This is a genomic window from Rhizobium sp. YJ-22 (assembly GCF_029601685.1).
Classification (GTDB): Bacteria; Pseudomonadota; Alphaproteobacteria; order Rhizobiales; family Rhizobiaceae; genus Metarhizobium.
Genome location: NZ_JARRIR010000002.1, coordinates 286,297 through 306,631, shown reverse-complemented (window position 1 = coordinate 306,631; position 20,335 = coordinate 286,297). Strand labels below are relative to the sequence as shown.

Sequence of the window (20,335 nt, the reverse complement as noted above, 5' to 3'; positions counted from 1 at the left end):
TTCCAGCCTTTCAAGGGTTGCCTGCGGTGGCGCAGTGCAATGGTTTCCGTTTCGGATCCCTAAGGTTCGGAAGAACCCTGGAATCCCAAGCGTCCCTTGGGCGAACATGCATGCACTTTCCTTCCGCCAAAGCACGGAGTAAGCCAGCCTGCTCTCTTTCATCCGGACTGTAACCGTCGGCTCCGGCCTCTCACCGGATCTGCTGACCTCTTGTCCGGCATTGCCGACAAAAGCGCTCGCGGGCTCCGGGGTTTCCCCGATACCGCCGGTGGGGAGTTTCACCCCGCCCTGAGAACGAGGTGACTATAGCGTGACTTCCGCCGGAAAATCAAAGCCAAAACGGCATTGTCCTCACCGGCTGCGACAGGGCCGTCTCAGCGACGCTCGGCGGCGATCAGCGCCATCATCGGCCGTTCCAGTTCCTCTTCGAGGGCGGGGAAGGCGGCGATCTGCTCGGGCATCGGGGCGAATTCCTCCAGCCGGTTGAGCGCAAAACCGGCATCGATCAGCGTGTTCAGCGTCGTGGACAGGCGGCGATGGTATTTCAGAACGCCCTTGGCGAACCAGTCGGTGCGCCGCTCGCCTTCGCGGGCATAATTGTTGACCGGCCAGGTTTTGCTGCCGTCCTCATCGGCTATCCAGTGCGGATGCGCCGCCGCCATGAAGATCGGATGCTCGATGGTGAAGACGAAATGGCCGCCGGGGCGGAGCGACCGGTGGACGGTTTGGACCAGCCGGGCGAAATCGCTGACATAATGGAAGGCCAGCGCGCTATAGGCGAGGTCGAAACGGTCCGCCGGCAGTTCCAATTGGTCGAGATCGGCGATTTCGTAGGCGATCCGGTCGCCTGGTGTATCGGCCCTGGCGCGGGCGATCATCTTTTCGGAGATATCGAGGCCGAGCACGCTTTCCGCGCCGTGCTCGACCGCATAACGGGCGAACCAGCCGAAACCGCAGCCGAGATCGACGACGCGTCGCCCCCGGAGGTCGGGCAGCAGCGCCTGGATCGCCGGCCATTCCGGCGCGCCTGAGAGGCCGTGGACCTGCCGCGGCAACTGGCTGTAGCCGGCAAAGAAATCGGGGTTGTCGTAGATGTTTTGCGCCATGGAACTCTCCTGTCGGGCCTTGTCATGCCAAAGCCCGGACAGGAGATCAACCGTGAATGGCCCGCGTCAGTCGCGGATGACCAGCAGGTCGGCGGCGGCGAAGCGCAGGGTGACGATGTCGCCGGCCTGCGGCGGGGTGGTGCCGGGGCTGTTGAACATGTCGAAGGAGATGGTGACGCCGCCGACATCCATGCGGGTGCGGATGACCGAGCCGAGGAAGTGCGCCGAGACGACCTTGCCGCTCAGTGCCGTATCGCCGGGCGCGCTCTGCGCCAGCGAGCCGGCTTCCGGCCGGAGCGCCAGCGACACGGTATCGCCGCCCTTGAGGCCGCCGAGCGGCTGCTTGAGCGTCACCGCCTGGTCGCCGATGGAGACGCGGTTGGCGGCGGGATCGACGACCTTGGCCTCGATGATGTTCAGCGTGCCGACGAAGGAGGCGACGAAGCGGGTGGCCGGGGCATTGTAGATCTCGAAGGGCGTGCCGATCTGGTCGGCCTTGCCGGCATTCATGACGACGATGCGGTCGGAGATCGACAGCGCCTCTTCCTGGTCGTGGGTGACGAAGACGGTGGTGATGCCGAGTTTTTGCTGGATGAGGCGGATTTCCTCGCGCAGCGAGACGCGGATCTTGGCATCGAGGGCCGAAAGCGGCTCGTCGAGCAGCAGCAGTTGCGGCTTGACGGCGAGCGCGCGAGCCAGCGCCACGCGCTGCTGCTGGCCGCCGGACATCTGGTAGGGGAAACGGTCGGCGAGATGATCGAGGCGGATCAGCGCCAGCATTTCCTTGACGCGGGCATCGATCTCGGCCTTGGCCTTGCCGGCGACCTTGAGGCCGAAGGCGACGTTGTCATGCACCGTCATGTTCGGAAACAGCGCATAGGCCTGGAAGACCATGCCGATATTGCGCTGGTTGGGCTTCAGCGGCCGCTGGTCCTTGCCGGCGATGGTCAGCGTGCCGCCGCTCGGCTTCTCGAAGCCGGCGATCATGCGCAGGATCGTCGTCTTTCCGCAGCCGGACGGACCGAGGAAGGAGACGAACTCGCCCTTCTCGATCGCCATATCGAAATTATGCACGACCTGGACTGGGCCGAAGGATTTCTGGATGTTTTGCAGGGTCAGAAACGACATTGGCCTTCACTTCACGCCCTGGCGGGGGCGATTTTCGAGAAACGGGTGGCAAGATTGAGCAGGCCCATGCTGAGCCAGGTGATGGCGAAGGCGATCACCGCCAGCGCCGAAGGCTCATAGGCCTTGTTGGCGCCGACGAGCTGCAGGTAGGGACCGAAGGCCGGGCGGTTGAGCAGGGCCGCCATGGTGAATTCGCCCATGACGATGGCGAGCGTGATGAAGGCGCCGGAGAGCACGCCGCTCATGACGTTCGGGAAGATGCAGCGAAACAGGATCGTTCCCCAGCCGGCGCCGAGGCTTTCGGCCGCTTCCGTTAGCGTGCGCACGTCGATGGCGCGCATGGCGGTGTCGACGGCGCGGTACATGTAGGGCAGCGAAAGGGTGATGTAGGAGAGCACCAGCAGTATGTTCGTGCCCGTCACCGAGCCGGTCAGCGGCAGGATCGAGGATGAATTGTACATGCGCAGATAGCCGAAGACGATGACGATCGCCGGGATGACCAGCGGCAGCAGCGTGATGAACTCCACCACCTGGCGCATCTGCGGCAGGCGCAACCGCACCCAATAGGCGGTCGGCACGACGAGCAGCATGCCGAAGACGATAGTCAGCAAGGCCATCAGCATGGAATAACCGAAGGTCTGGTGGAACTGGCTGTCGGAAAACACCGACCGGTAGGCATCGAGGCTGTAGCCGTCGCGGCGCATGCGCAGCGAGAATTCCAGCGTGCCGATCAGCGGCACGAGAAAATAGACGGCGCCGACGAGGATGGCGCCCCAGGCGCCGAAGCGTTGCAAATTCATTTCTGCCACCGTTCGGCGCGCATGCGCAGCATAAGATAAAGGATATTGGAGACGCCGGTGATGACGATCATGCCGAGCGCGATGGCATAGCCGAGATTGGCATTGTGCAGTACGTCGCCACGAATCTGCGCATAGAGCAGGATCGGAACGATGTTCAGCGACGAGCCGGTGAGCGCGAAGGCGGTGGCGATGGCGCCGAAGGCATTGGCAAACAGCAAGAGCGCGGTGCCGAGCAGGCTCGGCCACAGGATCGGCAGGGCGACCATCGTCCAGTATTGGCGGTTGCTGGCGCCGAGAACTTCGGCGGCCTCGCGCCATTCCTTCTTCATGCCGTCCAGCGCCGGCGTCAGGATCAGCACCATCAGCGGGATCTGGAAATACATGTAGGTGATGGTCAGGCCGAAGAAGGACAGGAGGTTGAAGCCGGTGCCGTAGAGATTGAAGCCGAAGATATCGCGCAGCAGCACGGTGACGAGGCCGGTGCGGCCGAGCGTCGCCAGAAAGGCGAAGGCGAGCGGCACGCCGGCGAAATTCGAGGCAACGCCGGAAAAGGTGAGCAGGCCGGAGCGCACCCAGGTGGGCAAACCGCCGAGCACCACGGCCCAGGCAAGGAAGAAGCCGATCAATGCGCCGCCGAGCGCCGAGGCGACAGAAACGCGGATGCTGATCCAGTAGGCGCTGAGGATGCCGGGGGTGAAGAGGTCGGCGATGTTCCTGAAGGTCAGCGCGCCGTCCGGCGTGAAGAAGGCGCCGACCACCAGGTAGAGGGTCGGCGCAATCAGGAAGAGCACGGCGAAGATCATGAAGGGCGCAATGCCCAGCCAGTCGACCACCCGGTCCTTGTCCAGGGCCGGATTGGTGGCGGCGATTGGTGTGGAAACTGTGCTCATCGATGAAGCCCGCGCGGCGAAAGGCAAAACAGAATACCCCTTCGCCTGCGAAAGGCGAAGGGGTGTGAGGCGATTACTGGACGTTGGCGCCGACGACCGAATCCCAGTTCTTGGTGATGGCTTCCTTGCCGGCGGCCTGTTCTTCGAGCGTCGGGAACACGGCCTTTTCGTAAGAGGCGGCCGGCGGCAGCTTGTCGAGCACGTCCTGCGGGATCTTGCCGTTCTTGGCGAGATCGTTGAAGCGGATCGGGTGGCAATAGCCCTTCAGCCAGCCGAGCTGACCTTCGTCGGAATAGAGGTATTCCATCCACAGCTTTGCGGCGTTCGGATGCGGAGCGAAGGCCGAGATCGCCTGGACATAGACGCCGGCGACGACGCCGGAAGCCGGGACGACGACTTCGAGCGGCGGGTTGCCGTTCAGGCTGTCGCGCCAGGAGAGACCGTTATAGTCCCAAGCGACGACGATCGGCGTGGAGCCCTGCGCCAGCGAGGCGGATTTGCCGATGACCGGTACGAAATTGCCGGCCTTGTTGACTTCGCCGAAGAACTTCAGGCCGGCTTCGCCAGCCTTGGCGGCGTCCTTCTCGCCGGCGGCGAGGCCGGCGGCGTAGACGGCCTGCACAGCCTGGTTCGAGGCGCGCGGATCGCCGGCGAGCGCGACCGAGTTGGCGTAGTCGGACTTGGAGAGATCGGACCAGTCCTTCGGCACGTTCTTGACGATGTCGGTGTTCACGATGAAGGAGAGAACGCCGTAATAATCGCCATACCAGTAGCCGTCGGCATCCTTGGCGCTGTCGGGGATCGAATCCCAGGTCGAGACCTTGTAGGGCTGGATCAGGCCGTCGGCCTTGGCGGAGGGCCCGAAGGACAGACCGACGTCGATGACGTCAGGAGCCTGCGGGCCGGAATTGCCCTTGTTGGCCTTGATCGCTTCGATTTCGTCGCCCGAACCGGCGTCCGGGTTCAGTTCATTGACTTCGATGCCGTACTTGGTCTTGAAGCCGGCGATCACGTCGCCATAGCCGCACCAGTTATGCGGAAGGGCGATGGTGGTCAGGGTGCCTTCCTTCTTGGCGGCGTCGATCAGTTCCTGGCTGGGTTCGGCCGAAGCAACGGCCGACATGGCGATCATCATCGCCGTCGACAGCGAGAGCAGGCGGGTCATGGTCGAGATCACTTGTGTTCTCCTTTGGGTTTCTGCGTCCGGCGACGCTGTTAATGATGTTATATGAAGCTCGTGTGACGACCCCGCCCGCGCGATCCGCAAACGGCGGCAGGGCCGGGGACCGCGTCATCAAGGCGTCGCATGTGGGAATTTCGCTCACTCCATCCGGGGTTTCCTCAAATCCCGGGCTCGCCGCTCTCGCCGGCTTGCCGCCCTATCCAAGCAACAAGCGGGGGATCGGTCAAGTCAGGCTGTGCGCGTTTCCCTTTCTCTTTTTTTCTTTTTTCTTCGCTTGAGCGGCTGTCATCTCCTTTCACTCCGACGGCTTGCGAAACAGGCGTGTCTGCTCAAACAGGTTTTCCAGCGTTTTCATGCGTGCGCTCGTCTCTTCCCAGCTCTTGCTTTGCACGGCCTCGATCAGCGCCTCGACGACGAACAGGATGACAACGGAGGAATCCCAGGCAGAGGGCGCCTCGATCTCGATTCGAAAACAGTGCTCGGCGAACTTGGCGACCGGCGAGGCCCAGGCATCGGTGAACAGGATGATGGCGACGCCCTGCGCACGGGCCATTTCGGCCAGCCGCGCCAGTTCCGTCTCGTAGCGGCGGATGTCGAAGATGACGAGGACGTCGCCGGCGCGCATGTTCAGCACGTATTGCGGCCAGGTGCCGGTGCGCGAGGCCATCAGCGTCACGTTCGGACGGATGACCTGCATATGGGTGAAGAGATAATCGGCGAGTGCGCTGGTGATGCGTCCACCGACGAAATAGAGGCTGCGTTGTCGTTCCGAGAGCAGGGTGGCGACGGCATCGAAGCTCGCCGTATCCAGATCGGCCAGCGTCTGGCGCATGTTGGCCATGACGACGTCGGCGAACCGGTTGAGCACATGGCCATCAGGCGCCTTGGCGGCCCAGCGGTCGTGCTTGGCGATCGGGCTGGAGAGCGTCGCCTCCAGTTCGGCATGCAGATGCGCCTGGAATTCGGGATAGCCCTTGAAGCCGAGCTTCTGCACCATGCGCGCCACGGTCGGCGTCGAGACGCCGGCATTTTCCGCGACCGTGGTGATGCTGCCGAGCCCCGACACGGGATAATTGTCCAGCAGGCTGTCTGCGAGCTGCTTTTCGGCGCGTGTCAGATCATCGTAGCGCGCGCGGATCACGTCCGAGACGGTTTTTCGAATGCTTGGCAACGGCCGATTTCCCCTGCTCCGGTCTTTGCCGGATTGTTGCGAAAATAAACGCATGGGTGTGGCGGCGAGTCAATGCGATTTTTGAAAAGAAGCTTTCAGATTCCGGTTGACACTGGCCGAACTCTGAAGAATTCTCTTCTCTATCGAAGGGTGGTGCGCCGCCCGTCCATGGCAGGCGAGGCCGCGTGCGGTCCTGACGCAGGCGCCATGCGGCTTGAAAGACCAGTGCCTCTTGTTCATTTTTCGTGGAGTTGCGATGCTGACGCAAGCCGAAGGCGATCCCGTTGCCGTTCTCAATCCCGATGCCCGGGGATCGGTGCTGATCGTCTGCGAACATGCCTCGCGCGCCCTGCCGGAGCGGCTTGGCACGCTCGGCCTGTCCGAGGAGGCGCTGGCGAGCCATATCGCCTGGGATCCAGGCGCGCTGGCGGTCGCGGAGCGGCTGTCGCGCAGCCTCGACGCGACGCTGGTGCATCAGCGTTTTTCGCGCCTCGCCTATGATTGCAATCGGCCGCCGGAGGCGCCGGGCGCCATGCCCGACGTCAGCGAAATCTACGAAATTCCCGGAAATCGTGACCTGAGCCCGCAAGACCGTGACGAGCGGACGAAAGCGCTCTACCGGCCGTTCCACGCCCGCATCGAGGAAATCGTCGCCGTGCGGCAGGCGCGCGGTCAGCAGACAGCGCTTTTGACCATGCACAGCTTCACGCCCGTCTATCACGGGGTGAAACGGGCGGTTGAAATCGGCGTGCTGCACGATGCCGACAGCCGGCTGGCCGACGCCATGCTGATGCGCGCCGCCGACACCAGCCTCTACCGCATTGCCCGCAACGAGCCCTACGGCCCGGCGGATGGTGTGACCCATACGCTGCAATTGCACGGCCTGAGACACGGCCTGCCGAATGTGATGATCGAGGTGCGCAACGACCTGATTTCGGACGAAACCGGGCAGGACGTCGCAGCCGATTTTCTGACGGGACTGCTGCAGGAAAGCCTGTCGGCCCTGTCCTGAAGGAATGCATGAAAAAGGCGTCGCGGCGCCTTTCGTGGTTCGGCAACGATCCGCACGGGGCGCCCGCAAAAGACCAAAACAAAGGGGAGCAGTTGGAGTGACTGCGCCGATCCGCCAAGGGCAAAGCCTGCGGATCGCAACGGTAACTGGAGACGGCCGGCGCAATTTCGCGACCGGCTGCGAGGAGCAGGGGCACGATGTCAGACTATAGCGATACCGACAAGAAGGACGATGTCAGCGTCCTTCATGCCATGGGCTACGCCCAGGAACTCGAACGGCGAATGAGTTCGTTCTCGAACTTCGCCGTTTCCTTCTCGATCATCTGCATTCTTTCGGGCGGCATCAATTCGCTGGCGCAGGCGACGTCCGGCGCCGGCGGGGCCGCGATCGGCATCGGCTGGCCGCTCGGCTGCTTCGTGTCGGCGGTCTTCGCCATCGCCATGGCGCAGATCAGCTCGGCCTATCCGACGGCCGGCGGCCTCTATCACTGGGGCTCGATCCTCGGAAACCGCTTCACCGGCTGGCTGACCGCCTGGTTCAACCTGCTCGGCCTCGTCACCGTGCTCGGCGCCATCAATGTCGGCACCTATTATTTCTTCATGGGCGCCTTCGGCACGCCCTATTTCGGCTGGGCCGACACGACGGTCGTGCGCATCGTCTTCCTGGTGGCGATCACCGGCGCGCAGGCGCTGGTCAACCATATGGGCATCGGCCTGACGGCGAAGCTGACGGATATTTCCGGCTACCTGATCTTCGTCACCTCGATTGCGCTGGCCATCGTCTGCCTGGCGTCGGCGCCGTCCTACGAAATCTCCCGCCTGTTCACCTTCGCCAATTATTCCGGCGAGGCGGGCGGCAATGTCTGGCCGCAGACTTCGGGCACCTGGGTGTTCCTGCTCGGCCTTCTGCTGCCGATCTATACGATCACCGGCTACGACGCCTCGGCGCATACCTCGGAAGAAACCATCAAGGCGGCGCATTCGGTGCCGCGCGGCATGGTGATGTCGGTGCTGTGGTCGGCGATCTTCGGCTATATCATGCTCAGCTCTTTCGTGCTGATGTTGCCGAACATGGACGATGCCGCCAAGCAGGGCTGGAACGTGTTCTTCTGGGCGATGGACACCCAAGTGAACTCCACGATCAAGGACATCCTGTATCTGGCGATCCTGGTGTGCCAGTGGCTGTGCGGTCTGGCGACCGTCACCTCGGTGTCGCGCATGATCTTCGCCTTCTCGCGTGATGGCGGCCTGCCGGCCTCGCGGGCGCTCGCCAAGGTCAGCCCGACCTATCGCACACCGGTGGCGGCGATCTGGACCGGCTCGATCCTCGCCGTCCTCTTCGTCTGGGGCTCGTCGCTGGTCTCGATCGGCGAGACGCCGGTCTATACAATCGTCGTGTCCTGCACGGTCATCTTCCTGTTCTTCTCCTTCGCGATCCCGATTGGACTCGGCCTGTTCGCCTGGGGCACGAAGAAGTGGGACAAGATGGGTCCGTGGAATTTGGGCGAGGGCATGTTCAAGCTGTTTGCCGTGCTGACGATCCTGGCGATGATCCTGATCTTCGTGCTTGGCATCCAGCCGCCGAACGAATGGGCGCTGTACATCACGGTCGGCTTCCTGGTGCTTTCGGGCGTCATCTGGTTCGGCTTTGAAAGCCGCCGCTTCCGCGGTCCGCCGATCGGCGACGAAGTGGCGCGCCGCCAGGCGGAAATTGCAGCTGCCGAAAAGGCCGTGGGCCAAGGCTGATGACTTCAGGGAGGGCCGTGCTTTTCCACGGCCTTCCCGCTCCACACCATTCTGCGCCATACGGCGCGGCAAGAAACGAAAGGCGTGGGGCCGGACCCCGCCGCCGATGGATAAATGAGGGTGAGCATGAGCTACACGTTTGAAGACCTGAAGAAGGATGTCGCCGAGGGGCGCATCGATACCGTTCTCGCCTGCCAGGTCGATATGCAGGGCCGCCTGATGGGCAAGCGGTTCCAGGCCGAATATTTCGTCGAGAGCGCCTATGAGGAAACCCATAGCTGCAACTACCTGCTCGCCACCGACATGGAGATGGAAACCGTTTCCGGCTACAAGGCGACGAGCTGGGAAAAGGGTTATGGCGACTATACCATGAAGCCGGACCTTTCGACGCTGCGCCGCATTCCCTGGCTGGAAGGCACGGCACTCGTGCTCTGCGACATGCTCGACCATCATACGCATGAGGAAGTGCCGCATTCGCCGCGCGCCATCCTCAAGAAGCAGGTCAAGCGGCTGGAAGCCATGGGCATGAAGGCCTTCATGGCCACCGAGCTGGAATTCTTCCTGTTCGACCAGAGCTATGATGCGCTGCATCAGGCCGGTTATCGCGACATGAAGCTCGCCAGCCCCTATAATGAGGATTACCACATCTTCCAGACCACCAAGGAAGAGGATGTGATGCGGGCGATCCGCAAGGGGCTGCAGGGCGCCGGCATTCCGGTCGAGAACTCCAAGGGCGAGGCTTCCGCCGGCCAGGAGGAAATCAACGTCCGCTACGCCGATGCGCTTTCCATGGCCGACCGCCATGCGATCATCAAGAACGGCTGCAAGGAAATCGCCTTCCTCAAGGGCAAGGCCATCACCTTTCTCGCCAAGTGGAGCTATACCGCTGCCGGCAGCTCCTCGCATATCCACCAGTCGCTGTGGTCGGCCGACGGCAAGACGCCGCTGTTCTACGACCGCGAGGCCAAGCACGGCATGTCGGAGCTGATGCGCCATTACATGGCCGGTCTGCTCGCCCATGCCAGCGAGATCACCTATTTCCTCGCCCCCTACATCAATTCCTACAAGCGCTTCATGGCCGGCACCTTCGCGCCGACCAAGGCCGTGTGGAGCATGGACAACCGCACCGCCGGCTATCGCCTGTGCGGCGAGGGCTCCAAGGGCATCCGCGTCGAATGCCGCGTCGGCGGCTCCGATCTCAATCCCTATCTCGCCATGGCCGCTTTGATCGCCGCCGGGATCGACGGCATCGAAAACAAGCTGGCGCTGGAACCGGCCTTCGAGGGCGATGCTTACGGCGGCAAGGACATTCGTGAAATCCCGCACACGCTGCGCGATGCCACTGCCGCGATGACCGAATCGAAGATGCTGCGCGCCGCTTTCGGCGATGCCGTGATCGATCACTACACCCGGGCAGCCCAATGGGAGCAGGAGGAGTATGATCGTCGCATCACCGATTGGGAAGTGGCGCGCGGTTTCGAAAGGGCGTAAGAACGCCCGACCTTTTCTCTCCGCCCGAAGGCGGAGGAACGTGGGGGCGTCGCAGCCTATTTTCCGGCGCCTGCACGACATTCCGATGCAAGAACAGGAACAGATCATGACGATGATCCAATGCATTTCGCCGGTCGACGGCTCGGTCTATGCCGAGCGCGAGGCCATGTCGCTGGAAGCGGCGCAGGCCGTGGTCGACCGGGTGCGCAAGGCGCAGAAGGCCTGGGCGCGCCGCCCGCTGGAAGAGCGCGTGCAGCTCGTGCTCAAGGGCGTCGCCCGCCTCAACGAGATGGCCGATGAGATCGTGCCGGAAATCGCCTGGCAGATGGGCCGGCCGATCAAGTATGGCGGCGAATTCCGTGGCTTCAACGAGCGCTCCAACTATGTGGCGACGATTGCCGCCGATGCGCTAGCGCCGATCCGCATCGAGGATAGCGAGCGTTTCGAGCGCCGCATCGAGCGTGAGCCGCATGGCGTCGTCTTCGTCATCGCACCCTGGAACTATCCCTACATGACGGCGATCAACACGATCGCACCGGCGCTGATGGCCGGCAATACCGTCATCATCAAGCATGCCAGCCAGACGCTGTTGGTCGGCGAGCGCATGGTGCGCGCCTTCGTCGAGGCCGGCGTGCCGGACGACGTGTTCGCCAACCTGTTCCTCGACCACCAGACGACCTCTGCGCTGATCGCCGCCGGCAACTTCAACTTTATCAACTTCACCGGCTCGGTGGAGGGCGGACGCTCGATCGAGCGGGCGGCGGCCGGCACCTTCTCCGGCCTCGGCCTCGAGCTCGGCGGCAAGGATCCGGGCTATGTGATGGAGGATGCCGATCTCGACGCCGCCGTCGACACGCTGATGGATGGCGCGACCTTCAATTCCGGGCAGTGCTGCTGCGGCATCGAGCGCATCTATGTCAACGAGAAGCTCTACGACGCCTTCGTCGAAAAATCCGTCGCCTGGGTGTCGAACTACAAGCTTGGCAACCCGCTCGACCCGCAGACGACGCTGGGGCCGATGGCCAACAAGCGTTTCGCCAAGGTGGTGCGCGAGCAGATCGCCGATGCGGTTGCCAAGGGCGCCAAGGCGCTGGTCGACCCTAAACTGTTCCCGACCGATGACGGCGGCGCCTATCTCGCCCCGCAGGTGCTGGTCGATGTCGACCATTCGATGGAATTCATGCGCGAGGAAACGTTTGGCCCGGCCGTCGGCATCATGAAGGTGAAATCCGACGAGGAAGCGCTCGCGCTGATGAACGACAGCAAATACGGCCTGACCGCCTCGCTGTGGACGCAGGATCCCGAGCGCGCCGCCCGCATCGGCCGCGAGATCGAGACCGGCACCGTGTTCATGAACCGCGCCGACTATCTCGATCCGGCGCTGGTCTGGACCGGCTGCAAGGATACCGGCCGCGGCGGCTCGCTGTCGGTGATCGGTTTCCACAACCTGACCCGACCGAAATCCTATCACCTGAAGAAAGTAACGGCATGACCGCGACGATTTCCGCAAACTGGAGCTACCCGACCGCCTACAAGCTCGGCGCGGGCCGCATCAAGGAACTGGCCGACGCCTGCAAGAGCCTCGGCATGACCAAGCCGCTGCTGGTCACCGACAGGGGCCTCGCCTCGATGGAGATCACCAAGCGCGCGCTCGACATCCTCGACGCCGCCGGCCTCGGGCGCGCGATGTTTTCCGAGGTCGATCCCAACCCGAACGAGAAGAACCTCGAAGCTGGCCTGAAGGCCTATCGCGACGGCGGCCATGACGGCGTCGTCGCCTTCGGCGGCGGCTCTGGCCTCGACCTCGGCAAATGCGTCGCCTTCATGTCGGGCCAGACGCGGCCGGTCTGGGATTTCGAGGATATCGGCGACTGGTGGACACGCGCCGACCCGGCCGGCATCGCGCCGATCGTCGCCGTGCCGACCACGGCCGGCACCGGCTCGGAAGTCGGCCGCGCCAGCATCATCACCAACTCGCAGACACATGTGAAGAAGATCATCTTCCACCCGAAGATCCTGCCCGGCGTCGTCATCGCCGATCCGGAACTGACGGTCGGCATGCCCAAGGTCATCACCGCCGGTACCGGCATGGATGCCTTCGCCCATTGCCTGGAAGCCTATTGCTCGCCCTTCTATCATCCGATGAGCCAGGGCATCGCGCTGGAAGGCATGCGCCTGGTCAAGGAATATCTGCCGCGCGCTTACCGTGACGGCAACGATATCGAGGCGCGCACCAACATGATGGCCGCTGCCTCCATGGGCGCCGTCGCCTTCCAGAAGGGGCTCGGCGCAATCCACTCGCTGTCGCATCCGCTGGGCGCCGTCTTCAACACCCATCACGGCATGACCAATGCCGTGGTGATGCCGCCGGTGCTGCGCTTCAACCGGGAAGCCATCGAGGAGCGCATCGAGCGCGCCGCCGCCTATCTCGGCATTGCCGGCGGTTTCGACGGCTTCTTCGATTTCGTGCTGACGCTGCGCGCCGAACTCGGCGTGCCGGAAAACCTGACGGCCATGGGCGTGCCGAAGGAGCAGATCGACGAACTGACGGCGGCGGCTCTCGAAGACCCCTCGACCGGCGGCAATCCGGTCAAGATGACGCTGGAAAGCATGAAGACGCTGCTGCTCGACTGCTATTGAGCGCAGCATCCGCCAGTTGCGGAACATCGGCCCGGAAGCCTTTGGTTTCCGGGCCGAATTTTTATCCGGGGCAGGGCATACCCAACAAAATCCTGTACAAATTTGGGATGAAAATTTCCATTTCGTTAACCATATTTGGAAAGGATGGTCCTACGCGCACCATGCTTCTTCGAAGGTGCGGCTTTCGAGCGATGGACGGCTCAGCCACACTTCAGGAACAGACCATGCCTGTCATTACATTTGCCAATACCAAGGGCGGCGCCGGCAAGACCACGGCGGTGCTCATCCTTGCGGGCGAACTGGCCCGCCAGGGCTATCGCATCACCATTCTCGATGCCGATCCGCAGCACTGGATTTCGCGCTGGCACGAACTTTCCGGCGACGTGCCGAACATTTCCGTGATTTCCTACGTCACCATGGCCTCGATCCAGCAGCATATCGAGGAAAACCGCGCCCGCACCGACTGTTTCATCATCGACCTGCCCGGCGCCCGTAACCCGCTGCTCGCCACCGCGCTCGGCCTGTCCGACCATGTGCTGATCCCGATCCAGGGCTGCGCCATGGATGCGCGCGGCGGCGCGCAGGTGCTGGAACTTCTGCAATATCTCTCGGAAAAGGCGAAGATCGACATTCCGCATTCGGTGGTTCTGACCCGCGTCAATTCGCTGGTCACCACCCGCGCGCTGCTCTCGGTGAAGATGCTGCTCGCCGAAAAGCAGGTGCATGTGCTGGGAACGCCGATCGTCGAGCGCTCCGCCTTCCGCGATATCTTCGATTGCGGCGGCACGCTCTACAGCATGGATCCGCACCGGGTCTCCAATCTCGACAAGGCGCAGGAAAACGCCCGCCAGTTCGCCGACGAAATGATGCGCTACGTGCCGTTGCGTATGGGCGCCCGCCGCCGCGCCGCCTGATATCTTTTTCTGTAGCGCGTAGAAAACCCCGGAAGGCGTTCGCTTTCCGGGGTTTTTATATTGTCAGTCGATGAATTCGACGGTGACGCCGGGCTTGACCATCTTGGCAAGCTCGGTGGCGTCCCAGTTGGTCAGGCGGATGCAGCCATGGCTCTGGGTGCGGCCGATCTTGGAGGGTTCGGGCGTGCCATGGATGCCGTAGGTCGGCTTGGAAAGCGCGATCCAGACGGTGCCGACCGGGCCGTTGGGGCCGGGCGGGATCGCTAGGACCTTGTCGTTGGCGCCCTGCTGGAAATTGATCTTCGGATTGTAGGTATAGCCGGGATCGAGCGCGACGCGCTCGACCGTCACCGTGCCGGACGGCGAGGGCGTGTCGGAAGAGCCGATGCTGGCCGGATAGGCCGAAATCAGCGCGCCGTCGGCGCCATAGGCGAAGACCTGCTTGCGGGCCTTGTCGGCGATGATGCGGGCGACAACGCCGGTCTTCGGCTGGCCGGGATCGACGACCTTCACGATGGTGCCGGGAATGGTGAAATCGGCACCGGGATTGAGGGCCTTGAGGTAACCCTCATCCATGTGGAAACGCTCGGCCAGCATTTCGGTAGTCGAGGTGAAAGACAGGCGCGGTAGCAGCGCCTTATGGGCGTAATCCTCAGGAATCTCGGCGACATATGGGCCGGCGGCGTCGGCGGGCGTGATCGTGTAGCTGACGACCGGCATGCCGCCGGACATGCGCAGGCGCTCCAGGACCGATTCGGTGTCGTTGGGATCGAGGGTCTCGCCGGAGATCTGCTCCCAGGCCTTCAGCGCCTTGGTGACGTTCGAGCCCATCTTGCCGTCGATGACGCCGGGCGATGCGCCTTCGCGATCCAGAAACACCTGTAGCGCGGTGATTTCGGCCTGCGACTTGTTCTTGAGCTGGATGACCGGCTCGTCGCGCGGGGAAGCCGGCTGGCCTTGCGGTTCGGTCATCGGCGCCGGTGCCGGGGGGAAATCATTGCCCCGGGGGTCGATCGAGGCGGTGTCGAGATCGTCTTGCGGGTCGAGCGGCATGCGGGTGATGCCGTCGTTGCGCCGGACGGTGCCGGTCACGCGGCCGGGATCGCGGGCATCGAAGCCGCCGCGATAGGGATCTTCGGATGCGTAAGGATCCTGCGCGGCATAGGGGTCGTCGTAATTGCGTGCCTGCTGGTTGCGGCCGAAATAGGAATCGGCCGGCATTTCCGTGGCGATCAGGTTGCCGTAATGGTCGATCAGCACACGTCGGCCGCGGCTGTCGGTGCGCACGATGACCTCGCTGGTTTCCGGCATGTAATCGAGAACCTCGCCCTCCGGCGTCACCAGCACGGTGTGGCCGTCATAGCCTCTGATTCCCTGCTGCGCGCCGGCCTGCGTCGCCATCAGCGCAATCGCCGATATGAGCGCCGTCATGGCAAGGCGGGTTTTCAACACGTTGGTCACCTCTGAACTTCCCCGAATACTGTGTTCTTTCGCTCTCAGACACTGCAAATTTGACGCTAGTGTGAAAATCATGAATCCGTGGTGAATGTTCCATAAATTTCTCAGCCGCCACGTCAAGACTTTGGGCGTTGACAGTCCAGCACGAGATCGTGAAGTGATAGCCTATGTCCATAAGATATTGGAGGAACTGACATGATCGAATTTTCGGCCGCCAAGGGCCCGCGCCTGATGCTCGACCCGACATCGGTCCTCGATATCGGCGCCTGCATCGTCAATGGTGAAAACCTCGCCCCCGGCCGCGCTATTCCCGACGACGGCGATCCACGAATCGATCATTCGCTCGAAGGCTTTCTGTTCACCTGCGGGCCGGACCATATTCGTCACCCGGATGTGGTGGAGGGCGATCCGCAGGGGCGGCGTTATCCGTTGCACGGCGCCTTTTCCGCTCATCCGGCGCAGGTGCTGAGCTTTACCACCGGCGAGGAGGCGGCCGAATGCGCGGCGCTGGTCGACGTCACCATGACAGACGGCGCGCCGGCACGGCTGGAGCGGCGCTGGCATATCGATGCGGAGAGCGGCGTGGTCGAACTTTCCGATCGCCTCGTCAACACCGGCGACAAGCCGTTCGCGCCGATGCTGATGTATCACATGAACATCGGCGCGCGACTGTTTGACGGTGATGTGCGTCTTTCCGGCCGGATGCTGGAGGGTGGCGGTTTTCCCTGGACCTTCGGCAAGGATCCCGGCGGCGTCTTCTGCGTTCCCGCAGGCGGGGAGACGTGGGCCGAGATCAGGCTCGGGCCGATGGCCTCGCTCAGCGGACTGTCGCTGACCGTCGCCTTTCGCACCGATACGCTGCCCTTCCTGCAGATGTGGCGCAACCAGGCGGCGCCCGCGCATGTGCTCGGCATCGAACCCTGCTCACATCGCCTCGCCAGCCGCGCCGAATTGAAGCAAGCGGGCGACCTCACCGAAATCGCGCCCGGTGAGACGCGAAGCTATGGTTTACGTTTCTCTTTCCAATAAGAAGTTTGGAATGGCTTTGATTGACGCCGGCGCGCCGGGTGCTTAAGAGTTGCCAGCATCATGGACAGAGGGGTCGTCATGGATATCCGAGAGATCAACGACGAATACGCAGTCAGCGGCCAGATCGCCGCCGGGGATCTCGATGAGATCAAGGCGCTGGGCTACAAATCGCTGGTTTGCAACCGACCGGATTTCGAATCCCCGGACCAGCCGCGTTTCGAGGACATCGCCGCACGCGCCAAGGAACTGGGCCTGGAGATGGTGCATATTCCAGTGGGACCGATGGGCGTCACGGCGGACGCCGTCACCGCCATGGTGGATGCGCTCGACACCTTGCCCAAGCCGATGCTCGGCTATTGCCGCTCCGGCGCACGCTCGACCGCGATTTACCAGCAGACGCTGCATATCCGCGGCTGAGAGCCGCGCAGTTTTTCACCAGCCGCTCCCTGGCTTTCCGGGGCGCGGCCTTTGCTTTTTCAACCGCATGAGGAGATACCCATGAGCATCAAGCGCATCGAGCCCGGTCCCCGTATGAGCGGTGCCGTCGTTCACGGCAACACCGTCTACCTCTCGGGCCAGGTCGGCCAGGGTGCAACCGTCACCGAACAGTCGAAGTCGGCGCTGGCCGAAGTCGACCGCCTGCTCGCCGCCGCCGGCACCGACAAGTCGAAGATCCTGCAAACGCTGATCTATCTCTCTGATATGTCGACCTTCGGCGAGATGAACGCCGTCTGGGAATCCTGGGTCGATCCGGCCAACACGCCGGCTCGCGCCACCAGCCAGGCAGCACTTGCCACGCCGGATTACAAGGTCGAGTTCACGGTTGTCGCCGCTCTCTAAGTCCTGCGGCAGACCCGAAATGATGAAGGCCGGTGGATCGCTCCACCGGCCTTCATGGTTTTAGGCTTTATCGCGGATTTGCGACAAAGTGCGGGTTGGTGTGATCGCTTCCGGGTCGAGCTTGATCTCGATGATCGCCGGCTTACCGCTGGCGCGCGCCCGTTTGAAGGCGCCGGCGAAATCTTCGGTCTTTTCCACCGTCTCGCCATAACCGCCATAGGCGCGGGCAAGCTGGGCAAAATCCGGGTTGGTCAGGCCGGTGGCGCTGACGCGGCCGGGATATTCCCGCTCCTGATGCATGCGGATCGTGCCGTAGATGCCGTTGTTGACGACGACGGTGATGATCGGCAGGTTGTAGCGGATGGCAGTGGCGAATTCCTGCCCATGCATCATAAAGCAGCCGTCGCCGGCAAAGCAGATAACCTCACGATCCGGGAAAAGCTGCTTGGCCGCGACCGCCGCCGGCAGGCCGTAGCCCATCGAGCCGGAGGCCGGGGCCGCCTGCGTGGCGAAACGGCGGAAGCGGTGGAAGCGATGCACCCAGGTGGCGTAATTGCCGGCGCCATTGGTGAAGATGGCATCGGCGGCGGTGTTGGCCTCCAGCCATTCCATGATCGGCCCCATCTGCACCGAGCCGGGACCGGTGGCCGGCGGCGTCGACCAGGCAAGATAAGCGGCATGCATCGCCTCGGTGCGCGCGGCCCAGACGGGTTCCCCGACCGGCGACAGACCGGCAAGGGCTGCAACGAAATCGGCGGGCGCGGCCGCGATGGCCAGATCGGGGCGATAGACGCGGCCGAGTTCGTCCGGGTCGGGATAGACATGGACGAGCTTCTGCTTCGGATAGGGGATATCCATCAGCGTATAGCCGGAGGAGGGCATTTCCGAGAAACGCCCGCCGAGCAGCACGATCAGGTCGGCCTCGCGCACTTCTTTGGCCAGCGCCGGATTGATGCCGATGCCGACATCGCCGGCATAGTTCGGATGCGTGTGGTCGAACAGCATCTGGCGGCGGAAGGAGCAGCCGACCGGCAGCTTGTAGCGGCTGGCGAAACTCTGGAAATCGGCGACCGCCTTTTCCGTCCAGCGCGTGCCGCCGAGGATAACCAGCGGGCGCTCGGCCTTGGCGAGCAGTTCCTCGAATGCCTTGACCGGCGCCGGGCCGGGATGGCTTTCGACCGGCGTGAACGGGCGGGCGTCGGGGGCTTCGACTTCGTCGCGCAGCATGTCCTCGGGCAGGGTCAGCACGACCGGGCCGGGGCGGCCGGAGGTGGCGACGGCGAAGGCGCGGGTGACGAATTCGGGAATGCGCCGGGCATCGTCGATCTCGCCGACCCATTTGGCGAATTCGGTGAAGGCCCGGCGGAATTCCACCTCCTGGAAGGCCTCGCGCTCGCGCGCATCGCGCTGCACCTGGCCGATGAACAGGATCATCGGAATGGAATCCTGCATGGCGACATGCAGGCCGGCGGAGGCATTGGTGGCGCCCGGGCCACGGGTGACCATGCAGATGCCGGGCTCGCCGGTCAGCCGGCCCCAGGCATCGGCCATCATCGCCGCGCCGCCTTCCTGGCGGCAAACCAGCACCTCGATATCGGTATCGTGCAGCGCATCCAGCACCGCCAGGTAGCTTTCGCCCGGCACACAGGCGACGCGACGCACGCCATTGGCCTTGAGCGCCTCGACGATCAGCTCGCCGCCGGTTTTCTTCGTCTCACGCATGGTTTTCCCACTCCTTCAATTCCGCCAGGACTTCGTCCGTATGTTCGCCGACGCGCGGGCTCGGCCGTTCGTAGACCAGCGGTGTTTCCGACAGCACCACCGGCGTGCGCACGCCCGGAATGGTGTTGCCATCGCGATCCTGCAAATCGATGCGCAAACCGCGCGCCTTGACCTGGGGATCCTCGAACATTTCGCCGATGGTGTTGATCGCGCCGGCCGGCACGCCGTTGCTCTCGCAGGCGTTCAGCAGTTCGCGTTTGGCAAAGCGCGCCGTCTGGCCGATGACCAGCGGCCGCAATTCGGCGCGGTGCGCGACGCGGGCGCGGTTGGTCGAAAAACGCTCGTCGTCGGGCAGGGTATCGAGGCCGAGAATGCCGCAGAGCTTGCGGAACTGGCCGTCATTGCCGACCGCGAGGATCAGGTGGCCGTCTGCAGCCGGCACCACCTCATAGGGCGCGATATTGGGATGGGCATTGCCCATGCGCGCCGGAGAGTTGCCGGAAATCAGGTAGTTCATGTTCTGGTTGGCGAGGATGCCGGCCTGGACGTCGAGCAGCGCCATGTCGACATGCTGGCCTTCATCGGTCTTCAACGCATGGATCAGCGCCGCTTCGATGGCCGAAACCGCATAGATGCCGGTGAAGATATCGGCGATGGCGACGCCCGCCTTCATCGGCTGCCCGTCTGCTTCGCCGGTGATCGACATGAAGCCGGACATGCCCTGCACGATGTAATCGTACCCCGCAAAGCCGGCATAGGGGCCGGTCTGGCCGAAGCCGGTGATCGAGCAATACACAAGCTTCGGGTTGATCGCCCGCAGGCTCTCATAATCCAGCCCGTATTTCCTGAGGCCGCCGACCTTGAAGTTCTCGATCAGAACGTCGCTGTGGCGCACCAGCCGCTTGATGGTTTCCTGCCCCTCTGGCGTCGAGAAATCGACGCCGATGGAGCGCTTGCCGCGATTGGTCGAGTGGTAATAGGCAGCGGACAGGTTTTTGCCATCCGCGCCCTCGACGAAGGGTGGGCCCCAGGCGCGGGTATCGTCACCGCCGTTCGGATTTTCCACCTTGATGACGTCGGCGCCCATATCCGCCAGCATCTGCCCCGCCCAGGGGCCGGCCAGCACGCGGGCCAGCTCGATGACGCGTATGCCAGAAAGTGGCGGCTTGCGGAGGGGCATGGCAGGCATGGAAAAACTCCAGATGT

At 63.3% G+C, this 20,335-nt stretch carries 18 protein-coding genes and 1 riboswitch; of the genes, 9 read left to right on the top strand and 9 right to left on the bottom strand.

The features are described from left to right. Nucleotides 1–146: 146 nt before the first annotated feature. A riboswitch (FMN riboswitch) is annotated at nucleotides 147–300 on the bottom strand. A gap of 74 nt (nucleotides 301–374) precedes the next feature. The 6 genes from P7F60_RS06010 to P7F60_RS05985 form a co-directional block, all read right to left on the bottom strand. Next, nucleotides 375–1,106 (bottom strand): class I SAM-dependent methyltransferase, encoded by a 732-nt coding sequence (locus P7F60_RS06010; RefSeq protein ID WP_277916806.1) that lies wholly within the window; start codon nucleotides 1,104–1,106, stop codon nucleotides 375–377. Between the two features lie 66 nt (nucleotides 1,107–1,172). Next, on the bottom strand, nucleotides 1,173–2,234 hold the full coding sequence (locus P7F60_RS06005; RefSeq protein WP_277916805.1) for an ABC transporter ATP-binding protein: 1,062 nt from the start codon (nucleotides 2,232–2,234) through the stop codon (nucleotides 1,173–1,175). 11 nt (nucleotides 2,235–2,245) lie between these two features. Then, nucleotides 2,246–3,034, bottom strand: coding sequence for an ABC transporter permease (locus P7F60_RS06000; RefSeq protein ID WP_277916804.1), 789 nt, complete (start codon nucleotides 3,032–3,034; stop codon nucleotides 2,246–2,248). Next, nucleotides 3,031–3,924: an ABC transporter permease subunit gene (locus tag P7F60_RS05995; RefSeq protein WP_277916803.1), complete on the bottom strand. Its 894-nt coding sequence runs from the start codon at nucleotides 3,922–3,924 to the stop codon at nucleotides 3,031–3,033. Before P7F60_RS05995 ends, P7F60_RS06000 begins: the two co-directional genes overlap by 4 nt. Nucleotides 3,925–3,997: 73 nt before the next feature. Beyond that, nucleotides 3,998–5,101, bottom strand: coding sequence for an ABC transporter substrate-binding protein (locus tag P7F60_RS05990; protein ID WP_277916802.1), 1,104 nt, complete (start codon nucleotides 5,099–5,101; stop codon nucleotides 3,998–4,000). A gap of 301 nt (nucleotides 5,102–5,402) precedes the next feature. Continuing rightward, the gene (locus tag P7F60_RS05985; protein ID WP_277916801.1) at nucleotides 5,403–6,278 is read right to left on the bottom strand and encodes a MurR/RpiR family transcriptional regulator; all 876 of its coding nucleotides are present in this window, start codon (nucleotides 6,276–6,278) and stop codon (nucleotides 5,403–5,405) included. Between the two features lie 256 nt (nucleotides 6,279–6,534). Here P7F60_RS05985 and P7F60_RS05980 point away from each other — a divergent pair, with 256 nt between their 5' ends. From P7F60_RS05980 to P7F60_RS05955, 6 genes are all read left to right on the top strand, one after another. Next, complete coding sequence (locus tag P7F60_RS05980) at nucleotides 6,535–7,290, top strand: N-formylglutamate amidohydrolase (RefSeq protein ID WP_277916800.1); 756 nt, start codon at nucleotides 6,535–6,537, stop codon at nucleotides 7,288–7,290. A gap of 197 nt (nucleotides 7,291–7,487) precedes the next feature. Continuing rightward, nucleotides 7,488–9,035 carry an amino acid permease gene (locus tag P7F60_RS05975; RefSeq protein WP_277916799.1) on the top strand — a complete coding sequence of 516 codons (1,548 nt, stop codon included), beginning with the start codon at nucleotides 7,488–7,490 and terminating at the stop codon, nucleotides 9,033–9,035. Nucleotides 9,036–9,161: 126 nt separating this feature from the next. Further along, nucleotides 9,162–10,526, top strand: a complete 1,365-nt coding sequence (locus P7F60_RS05970; protein ID WP_277916798.1) for a glutamine synthetase family protein — start codon at nucleotides 9,162–9,164, stop codon at nucleotides 10,524–10,526. A 106-nt stretch (nucleotides 10,527–10,632) separates the two neighbouring features. Continuing rightward, nucleotides 10,633–12,018: an aldehyde dehydrogenase family protein gene (locus P7F60_RS05965; protein ID WP_277916797.1), complete on the top strand. Its 1,386-nt coding sequence runs from the start codon at nucleotides 10,633–10,635 to the stop codon at nucleotides 12,016–12,018. Next, on the top strand, nucleotides 12,015–13,166 hold the full coding sequence (locus P7F60_RS05960; RefSeq protein ID WP_277916796.1) for an iron-containing alcohol dehydrogenase: 1,152 nt from the start codon (nucleotides 12,015–12,017) through the stop codon (nucleotides 13,164–13,166). The genes P7F60_RS05965 and P7F60_RS05960 overlap by 4 nt, the downstream gene beginning before the upstream one ends. A 224-nt stretch (nucleotides 13,167–13,390) precedes the next feature. Beyond that, a complete protein-coding gene (locus P7F60_RS05955; RefSeq protein ID WP_277916795.1) occupies nucleotides 13,391–14,080 on the top strand; it encodes a ParA family protein in 690 nt (229 codons plus the stop codon). A gap of 63 nt (nucleotides 14,081–14,143) precedes the next feature. Here P7F60_RS05955 and P7F60_RS05950 read toward each other — a convergent pair whose 3' ends face one another. After that, nucleotides 14,144–15,481 (bottom strand): L,D-transpeptidase, encoded by a 1,338-nt coding sequence (locus P7F60_RS05950; RefSeq protein ID WP_277917188.1) that lies wholly within the window; start codon nucleotides 15,479–15,481, stop codon nucleotides 14,144–14,146. A 252-nt stretch (nucleotides 15,482–15,733) separates the two neighbouring features. Between P7F60_RS05950 and P7F60_RS05945 the strand changes: the two genes are divergently transcribed. The 3 genes from P7F60_RS05945 (at nucleotide 15,734) to P7F60_RS05935 (ending at nucleotide 17,407) form a co-directional block, all read left to right on the top strand. Beyond that, nucleotides 15,734–16,567 carry a DUF4432 family protein gene (locus P7F60_RS05945; RefSeq protein ID WP_277916794.1) on the top strand — a complete coding sequence of 278 codons (834 nt, stop codon included), beginning with the start codon at nucleotides 15,734–15,736 and terminating at the stop codon, nucleotides 16,565–16,567. A gap of 78 nt (nucleotides 16,568–16,645) precedes the next feature. Further along, on the top strand, nucleotides 16,646–16,984 hold the full coding sequence (locus P7F60_RS05940) for a TIGR01244 family sulfur transferase (RefSeq protein WP_277917187.1): 339 nt from the start codon (nucleotides 16,646–16,648) through the stop codon (nucleotides 16,982–16,984). 81 nt (nucleotides 16,985–17,065) lie between these two features. Further along, nucleotides 17,066–17,407 (top strand): RidA family protein, encoded by a 342-nt coding sequence (locus P7F60_RS05935; protein WP_277916793.1) that lies wholly within the window; start codon nucleotides 17,066–17,068, stop codon nucleotides 17,405–17,407. A gap of 60 nt (nucleotides 17,408–17,467) precedes the next feature. Here P7F60_RS05935 and P7F60_RS05930 read toward each other — a convergent pair whose 3' ends face one another. Both P7F60_RS05930 and P7F60_RS05925 read right to left on the bottom strand, forming a co-directional pair. Then, entirely contained in the window at nucleotides 17,468–19,129 is a 1,662-nt protein-coding gene (locus P7F60_RS05930) for a thiamine pyrophosphate-binding protein (RefSeq protein WP_277916792.1), read from the bottom strand. Then, the gene (locus P7F60_RS05925) at nucleotides 19,122–20,318 is read right to left on the bottom strand and encodes a CaiB/BaiF CoA-transferase family protein (protein ID WP_277916791.1); all 1,197 of its coding nucleotides are present in this window, start codon (nucleotides 20,316–20,318) and stop codon (nucleotides 19,122–19,124) included. The genes P7F60_RS05930 and P7F60_RS05925 overlap by 8 nt, the downstream gene beginning before the upstream one ends. Nucleotides 20,319–20,335 lie beyond the last annotated feature (17 nt).